Raw genomic sequence first — 10,999 nt, forward strand, 5'->3', positions numbered from 1 at the left:
TACAGTATTTGTTTATCGTGGGAGGAGGTAAGAAATGAATCGGATCTTCCGTAATACCATCTTTTATTTACTTATATTTTTAGTCATTATTGGCGTGGTAAGCTTCTTTAGTGGCTCTAATCAAAAAGCAGAACCAATGAGATACGATACATTTGTTCAACACTTAGACAAAGGTGATGTGAAATCACTCTCTATGAAGCCTGAAAGAGGCGTGTATGTTGTGCAAGGGAAGTTAGATTCTTATAAAAAGGATCAAACGTTCCAAACTTACATCGTAGATGGTGACAAAGCACTTGATCGGATTGACGCTGCTTCAGAAAATAATCAAGTAGAAGTTGATTTTAAACCTGCTGATGAAACAAGCGGCTGGGTAACGTTCTTTACGTCAATCATTCCGTTTGTTATTATTTTCATCCTATTCTTCTTCTTACTGAACCAAGCTCAAGGTGGCGGAAGCCGCGTTATGAACTTCGGTAAAAGTAAGGCTAAGCTTTACAGCGAAGAAAAGAAGAAGGTTAAATTTAAAGACGTAGCTGGTGCAGACGAAGAAAAACAAGAACTTGTGGAAGTTGTTGAGTTCTTAAAAGATCCTCGTAAATTCGCAGAGCTAGGTGCAAGAATTCCGAAGGGTGTCTTACTTGTGGGACCTCCTGGTACTGGTAAAACATTATTAGCAAGAGCTGTTGCTGGTGAAGCAGGCGTTCCTTTCTTCTCTATCAGTGGTTCAGACTTTGTTGAAATGTTTGTTGGGGTGGGTGCTTCTCGTGTTCGTGATTTATTCGAAAATGCGAAGAAGAATGCTCCATGTATTATCTTTATTGATGAAATCGATGCTGTAGGTCGTCAACGTGGCGCAGGTCTTGGTGGCGGACACGATGAGCGTGAACAAACATTGAACCAATTGCTTGTTGAGATGGATGGTTTTGGTGCTAACGAAGGTATCATTATCATTGCAGCAACAAACCGCCCGGATATCTTAGATCCAGCGTTATTACGTCCAGGCCGCTTCGACCGTCAAATTACGGTAGATCGTCCAGATGTAAATGGCCGTGAAGCAGTGCTTAAAGTACATGCTCGCAATAAGCCTTTAGATGAATCAGTAAACTTAAAAGCAATTGCTATGCGTACGCCAGGTTTCTCAGGTGCAGATCTCGAAAACTTGTTAAACGAAGCTGCCTTAGTAGCTGCTAGACAGGACAAAAAGAAAATTGAAATGGTTGACATTGACGAAGCAACAGACCGCGTAATTGCAGGTCCAGCTAAGAAAAGTCGAGTTATTTCTAAAAAAGAACGCAATATTGTTGCTTATCATGAAGCAGGACATACAATTATCGGTGTCGTATTAGACGAAGCTGATATGGTACATAAAGTAACCATTGTTCCACGTGGGCAAGCTGGTGGATATGCTGTTATGTTACCAAAAGAAGATCGCTACTTTATGACGAAGCCAGAGCTGCTGGATAAAATTGTTGGATTGCTTGGTGGTCGCGTAGCTGAGGAAATTATTTTCGGCGAAGTGAGTACAGGTGCTCATAATGACTTCCAGCGTGCAACAAGCATCGCTCGTAAAATGGTAACAGAATACGGTATGAGTGAAAAGTTAGGACCAATGCAATTCGGTCAATCACAACAAGGCCAAGTATTCTTAGGTCGTGATTTACACAGTGAACAAAACTACAGTGATGCGATTGCTCATGAAATTGATAATGAAATCCAACGTTTCATTAAAGAAAGCTATGAGCGTGCGAAGCAGATCTTAACAGAAAACCGTGACAAGTTAGAGCTTGTAGCTCAAACATTGTTAGAAGTAGAAACGTTAGACGCTGAGCAAATCAACCACTTAGTAGATCATGGAACTCTTCCAGACCGTTCTAGTCACGTAACAGATGAAGATGTTAAAGTAAACATCCAAACAAAGACAGACGATGAAGAGCCAAAAGCATAAGACAATAAAGATCAGTGGAGATATTCTCCACTGATTTTTTAATGGGCAAAAGTTAGGTTTGGTAAAAGATTTTCGTATATATGGTGGATAAGTAGGATATCCACTAGAGAATCGTGTCATTATATTCCTATTTTATCTAGAATATACACGTCTATTTACCAGTTATGGTATGATGGTTTCAGTGTGAATACTGAATTTATATAAAGTGGTGATTGAAATGATTTTTGTATTAGATGTTGGAAATACGAACACGGTATTAGGTGTATACGATGGAGATGAATTGAAGTATCACTGGCGTGTAGAAACAAGCCGTAATAAAACAGAAGACGAGTATGGCATGACAATTAAAGCCTTGCTTGAGCACGTTAGTTTATCTTTTAAAGATATTCATGGTATTATTATTTCCTCTGTTGTTCCTCCTATTATGTTTGCATTGGAGAGAATGTGTCAAAAGTATTTTCATTTAAAGCCGCTTGTTGTTGGTCCTGGAATTAAGACGGGTTTAAATATTAAATATGAAAATCCGCGTGAAGTGGGAGCAGACCGTATTGTAAATGCTGTTGCTGGAATTCAGCTATACGGAAGCCCTTTAATTATCGTTGATTTTGGTACCGCAACCACATATTGCTATATTGATGAAAATAAGCAATATATGGGTGGCGCGATTGCCCCTGGTATTAATATTTCGACAGAAGCTCTTTATTCAAGAGCATCTAAGCTTCCGCGAATTGAAATTGCGCGACCAAATAGCATTGTGGGAAAAAATACAGTATCTGCGATGCAAGCAGGTATTTTATATGGATACGTTGGACAAGTAGAAGGAATTGTAGCAAGAATGAAAGAGCAAGCAACAGTAAATCCTAAAGTTATTGCTACTGGAGGACTCGCAACATTGATTGCTAAAGAGTCGGATATTATTGATATTGTGGATCCATTTTTGACTTTAAAAGGATTGCAAATAATTTATACAAAAAATATGGAGTAAGAGGTGTATATTATGGGTGACTATTTAGTAAAAGCATTAGCTTACAATAGTCAAGTTCGCGCTTATGCAGTAAAAACAACGGATACAGTTGGAGAAGCGCAGCGCCGTCACTATACATGGCCTACAGCCTCTGCAGCATTGGGGCGTTCAATGACTGCGGGAGTCATGATGGGGGCTATGCTAAAGGGTGAGCAAAAGCTAACAATTAAAATTGAAGGCCGCGGCCCAATTGGCGTTATTTTAGTAGACAGCAATGCTAAAGGGGAAGTGCGTGGATATGTAACGAATCCACAAACGCACTTCGATTTAAATCAGCATGGGAAATTAGATGTAGCACGTGCTGTAGGTACAGATGGCACGCTAAGTGTCGTAAAAGATATCGGAATGCGTGATCAATTTAACGGACAAGTACCTATTGTATCGGGAGAATTAGGAGAGGATTTCACGTATTATTTTGTGACATCTGAACAAGTCCCATCTTCAGTAGGTGTAGGTGTACTTGTTAACCCTGATAACACGATCTTAGCTGCGGGCGGATTTATCATTCAGCTTCTGCCGGGAACAGATGATAAAACGATTACAGCTATTGAACAACGATTACAGACGATTGAACCAATTTCAAAACTGATTCAAAAAGGTCTTTCTCCTGAGGAAATCTTAGAAGAAGTTCTTGGAAAAGAAAATGTGAAGTTTCTGGAGACAATGCCTGTAGAGTTCAAATGTCAGTGCTCAGAAGAAAGAATTGCCAATGCTATTATCAGTTTAGGACAAGAAGAGATTCAATCGATGATTGAGGAAGACGGCCAAGCTGAAGCCCAGTGTCATTTCTGTAATGAGACCTATCGTTTTGATAAAAAGCAGCTTGAAGAAATGAAAGAACAAGCAATTTAAATGAAATAAAAGATTCTTAAAAGGCGTCATTTTATAAATGAGCGCCTTTTTTTATAGATATTAAGTTCTATTTCTGTATATATTGATCTAAAAATATAACAAAATTAGGTAAATGGAAAGACAAAATGATTGACAATTTAGAAAACATCTGATAAATTGTATACAAAATCAATAAAATTAGTTGGTATTAGGAGTGGTCATATGGCACGTATTGCAAATTCAATTACAGAGTTAATTGGTCAAACACCAATCGTAAAACTAAACCGTCTAGTTGAAGAAGATATGGCGGATGTATATTTAAAATTAGAATTTATGAACCCGGGAAGCAGCGTAAAAGATCGTATCGCATTAGCGATGATTGAAGACGCGGAAGCAAAAGGTGTGTTAAAACCTGGCGACACAATCATTGAACCAACAAGTGGTAACACAGGAATTGGCTTAGCAATGGTAGCTGCAGCAAAAGGATACCGTGCTATTTTAACAATGCCTGAAACGATGAGTATTGAGCGTCGTAATCTGCTTCGTGCATACGGTGCAGAGTTAGTGTTAACACCAGGTCCAGAAGGAATGAAAGGGGCGGTTAATAAAGCAACTGAGCTTGCAAAAGAGCACGGCTACTTTATTCCTCAGCAGTTCCAAAACGAGGCGAACCCAGAAGTGCACCGTCAAACAACGGCTAAAGAAATTATCGAGCAGTTTGGCGATCAGCTAGATGGATTTGTGGCAGGTATCGGTACTGGCGGTACTATTACAGGTGCTGGTGAAGTGTTAAAAGAAAAGTACCCAAATATCAAAATTTATGCGGTAGAGCCAGCTGATTCTCCGATTTTAAGCGGTGGTCAACCAGGGCCTCATAAAATTCAAGGAATTGGTGCAAACTTTGTTCCGGATACGCTTAACACGGAAGTATATGACGAAGTTGTCGCTGTTCAAAACGATCAAGCTTTTGAATATGCCCGTAAAGTAGCAAAAACAGAAGGTGTACTAGTAGGTATCTCTTCTGGGGCTGCGATTTATGCTGCGTTAAAAGCTGCAAAACAGCTTGGAAAAGGTAAAAAAGTGTTAGCGATTATTCCAAGTAATGGTGAGCGTTACCTAAGTACTCCATTGTTCCAATTCGAGGAACAAACACAAGCATAAAAACGATAAAAAAACAGCTTCTACATGAAGCTGTTTTTTTTCATCTAAGAATCATGTAAAATGAAAGCAGGTGATTTATTTTTAGGAGAGTGAACAAATGCAGCAAAGAATGACTTGGGGCGAATCTATTTCTATCTCTAAAAACCAATGGTTCAAAAAATATCAAGAGTTGTCAAAAGAGGAATCGAATCATATCCTGCTTGAAAGCGGTCGAGGCGGAAAGTTTCAAATGATGGGATTAAAACCTGTAGCCATTTTGCGAGGCGAACAAAACGAGCTTCATATCAAAACGGATGACCAAACTACTGTTCAAAAAGGTAATCCGCTTCATCTTATGCGAGACTGGATGAAGAAGTTTGAAACAGAGGTGAATCCAGATCTTCCTCCTTTTCAAGGTGGAGCAATTGGCTTTATTAGCTATGATTATATCCGCTATGTAGAAACCATACCTGATCTTGCTGAAGATTCATTGAAAACGCCGGACGTTTATTTCCTTATTTTCGATGACGTATTTGTATACGATCAAGAAAAGGAAAAGCTCTGGATTATCGTTAATGACGAAGCAGATTGTAAAGTGCAGGCACATAAGCGTATTGATCAATACAAAAAGGACTGGATGGAGGCAAGTGATGAAGGACTCTCATATGAGCGGATTCATCGTGTTGCCGAAAAGAGTGAGGTTTCGATGTCTGAAGCTGCTTTTTCAGATGCCACAACTCGCGTACATGAGTATATCGGGCAAGGCGATGTGTTTCAAGTGAACTTATCTGTTCGACAGTCTCAACAGCTTCAAACTCATCCTATGCATATCTACGAACAGGTACGAAAAATTAACCCGTCTCCTTACATGTCTTATATGCAGACAGAAGAATTTCACATTGTGAGCTGTTCACCAGAACTATTAGTGAAAAAAGCCGGTGATGAAATCAGTACGAGACCGATTGCGGGAACACGCTCTCGCGGTAAGGGTGATCAAGAAGACCAACAGTTAGCGGATGAGCTTATTCATAACGAAAAAGAGCGTGCAGAGCATGTGATGCTTGTTGACTTGGAGCGTAATGATCTTGGTAGAGTAAGCGAATATGGTACTGTGCATGTTGACGAGTTTATGGTTATTGAAAAATATTCACATGTGATGCATATTGTGTCTAATGTAAAAGGCAAGCTCGCGCGCAACAAAGATTTTGTAGATATCGTAGATGCGGTTTTTCCTGGAGGAACGATTACTGGAGCACCTAAAGTTCGTACAATGGAAATCATTGAAGAACTTGAACCAGTTCGACGAGGAATTTATACAGGATCGATTGGTTGGATTGGGTTTAATGGAGATATGGAATTAAATATTGCGATTCGCACTATGATTATTCAAGACGGCCAAGCTTATGTGCAGGCTGGTGCGGGTGTTGTGATTGATTCAAATCCGAAACACGAATACAAAGAATCACTGAAAAAAGCAATTGCACTATGGAAAGCAAAAGAGCAGAGCGAAAATGAGCTGAGTGAGGGTGAGTAAAGATGATATTAATGATTGATAATTATGATTCTTTTACGTTTAATTTAGTACAGTATTTAGGTGAGCTAGGGCATGAGCTTCTTGTAAAAAGAAATGATGAAATTACACTTTCTGAAATTGAAGTGCTAAATCCAGATTTCTTGATGATCTCCCCGGGACCATGCAGTCCTAACGAAGCGGGAATCAGTCTAGAAGCCATCGAGTATTTTGCAGGTAAGATTCCAATATTCGGCGTATGCTTAGGGCATCAGTCGATTGGGCAAGCTTTTGGAGGGAATGTGATTCGTGCGGATAAATTAATGCACGGTAAAACATCTGAAATGCATCATGATGGCCGTACTATCTTTAAAGGTCTTGATAATCCGTTCACGGCAACGCGATATCATTCTTTGATTGTAGAAAAAAGTTCACTGCCGGATTGCTTTGAAATTTCAGCGTGGACAGCAGAAGATGAAATTATGGCGATTCGCCATAAATCATTACCTATTGAAGGAGTACAGTTCCATCCTGAATCTATCATGACTTCTTACGGTAAAGAAATGCTGAAGAATTTTATTGAAACTTACGAAAAAAAGCGAGTGTAATGATATGTATATATACGTAAATGGCGAAGTAAAGCCTGCGTCTGAAGCCACTATTTCTCCGTTTGATCACGGATATATGTATGGCCTAGGGCTGTTTGAAACGTTACGAGTTTATGAAGGTCATCCATTTTTAGTGGAAGACCATCTGGATCGACTGCATAGCAGCTTACGTGAATTAAATATTGTATGGGACTACTCTACACAGGACGTGTTGGGAATCATTAATAGTCTGTTAATGAAAAACAATGAGAGAAATGCGTATGTTCGATTAAATGTCTCAGCAGGAAATGGCGGAATTGGCTTGCAAGTGGAAGAATACGACAAGCCATCTACAATCGTATATATGAAATCAATGCCTCATCCATCGAGCCCCCTTGTAAAAGAGGGGCTTATTCTTGAGACGAAACGAAATACGCCTGAAGGAACCATGAGGTTAAAGTCTCATCATTATTTAAATAATGTACTAGCTAAGCGAGAAGTTGGTTCAGACTTAAATAAAGAGGGTATCTTTTTAACAAAAGAAGGGTTCTTAGCCGAAGGTATTGTGTCCAATTTATTTTTTGTAAAAGGTGATTGCGTATATACGCCGTCTCTTGAAACAGGTATCTTAAATGGAATTACGAGACAGTTTATTTTTACGCTTTTTAAAAAGAAAAACATAGAAGTTGTAGAAGGCTTATTTACGGTGGAACAGCTCTTGAAGGGGGATGAAGCTTTCGTTACAAATTCTATTCAAGAAATCGTACCTCTTCGAAGTATAAAGGATAAGCAGTTTTCAGTAGGAGACCATACGCTGACAGCTCAGTTGCAAAAAGAGTATCGCTCTTACACGATGTCGCTAATGAGTCGACACGAGCTACATGTATAAAAGCGAAAGGAGAGACTAAAGATGGATAAAATTTATGTGAATGATATGCGTTTCTATGGCTATCATGGCGTATTTCCAGAAGAAAATAAATTAGGGCAGCGTTTTCACGTGGATTTAGCTGTGGAACTGGATTTAAAGCAAGCTGGTACTACGGACAGTTTAGAATACTCGGTGAGCTATGCAGATTTATACCAAACATGCCAGGAAGTTGTAGAGAAGCGCACGTTCAAGTTAGTTGAAACGGTGGCTGAAACGATTGCATCTGAATTGCTTTCTAATTACGAACTCGTGCAGGCTTGTACAGTAAAGGTATATAAGCCGGATCCGCCAATTCCCGGTTATTATCAATCGGTAGCTATTGAAATTAAAAGGAGCCGTTGAATGACAACAGAAGTATATATTGCATTAGGATCAAATATTGAAAATCGAATGGAACATTTGAAGTCAGGAGTTACTGGCTTGATGAAACACTCTGAGATTAAGGTAGTGGCTGTTTCATCTGTTTATGAAACGGCCCCGGTCGGGTATACGAATCAAGCAAGCTTTTTAAACATGGTAGTAAAAATACAAACAACGTATTCGTCAGAGCACCTTTTAGATTGTTTGCAAGCCATTGAACAAACGGCAGGCCGAAAAAGAGAGATTGTATGGGGACCTAGAACCCTTGATTTAGATATCTTACTTTATAGTAATAAAATCATTCATACGGATAGACTGAGCGTCCCTCATCCCCGAATGTTTGAACGAGCGTTTGTGATGGTTCCTCTAAACGAACTAGCTCCATCTCTTATTCTCCCTGTAGCAGAAGAAAAAGTTGAAACCATCACAACACGTTTATCAGATTTAAAAGATGTAAAATTATTTCGAGAGCAAACAACGGGTATACTAGATATGTTCGAAAATAATCGTAATGGTTTACATAAGTGAAAATGAATCTTATTAGTTGATTCATTTTTATATTGGCGTAAAGTAGAGTTCATAGTGAAAACTTTGAGGTTTGGGTTCGCAGGTTGTTGGTTTATTCGGTAGCTTGTTAGAGAAATCGAAGAAAAAGAGAAGCGAAGCAAGAATAAAGCGATTTGACATAGAGAAACGACTGAACCTATAATAATTTTAAAGAAACGTAGTAGTTGCCAGTAAACATGCTGGCCTTTTTTCTGTTTCGGAAAACTTAATTATACGATGGAGATGAGTAAACGATGAGTCATGAAGAATTAAATGATCAATTTCTCGTTCGTCGCGAAAAAATGAGCAACCTACGAGATCAAGGTATTGATCCGTTTGGTCAACGTTTTGAACGTACACATACATCACAGCAATTAATTAGTGAGTATGACGAGTTAACAAAAGAACAGTTAGAAGAAAATGAAGTACCTGTGTCACTAGCTGGTCGTATTATGACAAAGCGTGGAAAAGGAAAAGCAGGTTTCGCTCACGTTCAAGATTTAACAGGACAAATTCAGCTTTATGTACGTAAAGATGCAATTGGCGAAGAACAGTACGAAATCTTCAGCAGCGTAGATATCGGTGACTTGGTAGGGGTTGAAGGTGTTTTATTCAAAACAAAAGTTGGCGAACTTTCTATTAAAGTAAAAGATTTTACGTTACTAACAAAAGCGCTTCGTCCACTTCCAGATAAATATCATGGTTTAAAAGATATTGAACAGCGCTACCGTCAACGTTACTTAGATTTAATTACAAATCCAGAAAGTAAACAAACATTCATCTCAAGAAGCCGTATTATTCAATCGATGCGCCGTTACTTAGATAATCATGGATATTTAGAAGTTGAAACACCGATGATGCATTCAATCGCAGGTGGAGCAGCAGCTCGTCCGTTTGTGACACACCACAACGCGCTTGATATGGAACTTTATATGCGTATTGCGATTGAACTTCATTTAAAACGTTTAATCGTAGGTGGATTAGAAAAAGTATATGAAATTGGCCGTGTATTCCGTAATGAAGGGGTATCTACACGTCACAATCCTGAATTTACAATGATCGAATTGTACGAAGCGTATGCGGACTACAAAGATATCATGGCTTTAACAGAGAACTTAATTGCACACATTGCGCAAGAAGTACTTGGCACAACAAAGATTCAGTATGGCGATCAAGAGGTGGATTTAACTCCAGAGTGGACAAGACTTCATATGGTCGATGCTATTAAACAATATACGGGCGTAGACTTCTGGGGAGAAACATCTGTTGAAGAAGCTCGTGCTTTAGCAAAAGAACACGGGGTAGAAATCACTGAACATATGCAATATGGACATATTGTAAACGAATTCTTTGAACAAAAAGTAGAAGAGCAGTTAATTCAACCAACGTTCATTTACGGACATCCTGTAGAAATCTCTCCATTGGCTAAGAAAAATGCGGAAGATCCGCGTTTTACTGACCGTTTTGAGCTGTTTATCGTTGCGCGTGAACACGCGAACGCATTTACAGAGCTAAATGATCCAATTGACCAACGTGAGCGCTTTGAAGCTCAGTTGAAAGAGAAAGAACAAGGAAACGATGAAGCACATGAGATGGATGATGACTTCATTGAGGCATTAGAATATGGTATGCCACCTACAGGTGGTCTAGGAATCGGTATTGACCGCCTTGTTATGTTACTAACAAATGCACCGTCAATCCGTGATGTACTATTATTCCCACATATGCGTCAACGCTAAAAAAGAGATGGCTACGGCCATCTTTTTTTTAGTTAATAATATTAGAAAATTTAAACTTTTAATTCACCTCTTGTTTTTATGAAATTGATTTGGTATATTTATATCTGTTGCTAACGCAGACAAGCGAAAACAACAAAAAGAAATAAAAAAGTTATTGACATTACGTTAATAACTTGATAAGATAGTAAAGTCGCTTAAGAGCGGCGGTTGAACTTTGAAAACTGAACAAAGCGACAAACGTCAACGTTAATTTTTATTTTTTAAATTGAGCAAGTCAAACATTTCTTCGGAGAGTTTGATCCTGGCTCAGGATGAACGCTGGCGGCGTGCCTAATACATGCAAGTCGAGCGAACTGATTAGAAGCTTGCTTCTATGACGTTAGCGGCGG

At 39.0% G+C, this 10,999-nt stretch carries 10 protein-coding genes and 1 rRNA gene; all 11 read left to right on the forward strand.

Annotation, left to right across the window (positions count from 1 at the left end; genetic code table 11):
• Positions 1–34: 34 nt before the first annotated feature.
• A complete protein-coding gene (gene ftsH / locus AC0C45_RS28655) occupies positions 35–1,945 on the forward strand; it encodes an ATP-dependent zinc metalloprotease FtsH (RefSeq protein WP_013054885.1) in 1,911 nt (636 codons plus the stop codon).
• A 217-nt stretch (positions 1,946–2,162) separates the two neighbouring features.
• Positions 2,163–2,930 (forward strand): type III pantothenate kinase, encoded by a 768-nt coding sequence (locus tag AC0C45_RS28660; protein ID WP_013054886.1) that lies wholly within the window; start codon positions 2,163–2,165, stop codon positions 2,928–2,930.
• A gap of 12 nt (positions 2,931–2,942) precedes the next feature.
• Positions 2,943–3,821, forward strand: coding sequence for an Hsp33 family molecular chaperone HslO (hslO, locus tag AC0C45_RS28665; RefSeq protein WP_013054887.1), 879 nt, complete (start codon positions 2,943–2,945; stop codon positions 3,819–3,821).
• Between the two features lie 201 nt (positions 3,822–4,022).
• Entirely contained in the window at positions 4,023–4,961 is a 939-nt protein-coding gene (gene cysK, locus AC0C45_RS28670) for a cysteine synthase A (protein ID WP_013054888.1), read from the forward strand.
• A gap of 97 nt (positions 4,962–5,058) precedes the next feature.
• Positions 5,059–6,474: an aminodeoxychorismate synthase component I gene (gene pabB / locus AC0C45_RS28675; RefSeq protein ID WP_237893264.1), complete on the forward strand. Its 1,416-nt coding sequence runs from the start codon at positions 5,059–5,061 to the stop codon at positions 6,472–6,474.
• Positions 6,475–6,476: 2 nt separating this feature from the next.
• Entirely contained in the window at positions 6,477–7,058 is a 582-nt protein-coding gene (pabA, locus tag AC0C45_RS28680; RefSeq protein ID WP_013054890.1) for an aminodeoxychorismate/anthranilate synthase component II, read from the forward strand.
• A 4-nt stretch (positions 7,059–7,062) separates the two neighbouring features.
• Positions 7,063–7,926, forward strand: a complete 864-nt coding sequence (gene pabC / locus AC0C45_RS28685) for an aminodeoxychorismate lyase (RefSeq protein ID WP_472929211.1) — start codon at positions 7,063–7,065, stop codon at positions 7,924–7,926.
• Between the two features lie 21 nt (positions 7,927–7,947).
• Complete coding sequence (gene folB / locus AC0C45_RS28690) at positions 7,948–8,307, forward strand: dihydroneopterin aldolase (protein ID WP_047932868.1); 360 nt, start codon at positions 7,948–7,950, stop codon at positions 8,305–8,307.
• Complete coding sequence (folK, locus tag AC0C45_RS28695; RefSeq protein WP_237893269.1) at positions 8,308–8,853, forward strand: 2-amino-4-hydroxy-6-hydroxymethyldihydropteridine diphosphokinase; 546 nt, start codon at positions 8,308–8,310, stop codon at positions 8,851–8,853. It abuts the gene before it with no gap.
• A 272-nt stretch (positions 8,854–9,125) separates the two neighbouring features.
• Entirely contained in the window at positions 9,126–10,610 is a 1,485-nt protein-coding gene (gene lysS, locus AC0C45_RS28700; protein WP_013054894.1) for a lysine--tRNA ligase, read from the forward strand.
• Between the two features lie 283 nt (positions 10,611–10,893).
• A 16S ribosomal RNA gene (locus AC0C45_RS28705) occupies positions 10,894–10,999 on the forward strand; the annotation flags it as partial.

The organism is Priestia sp. VA7, assembly GCF_055710015.1.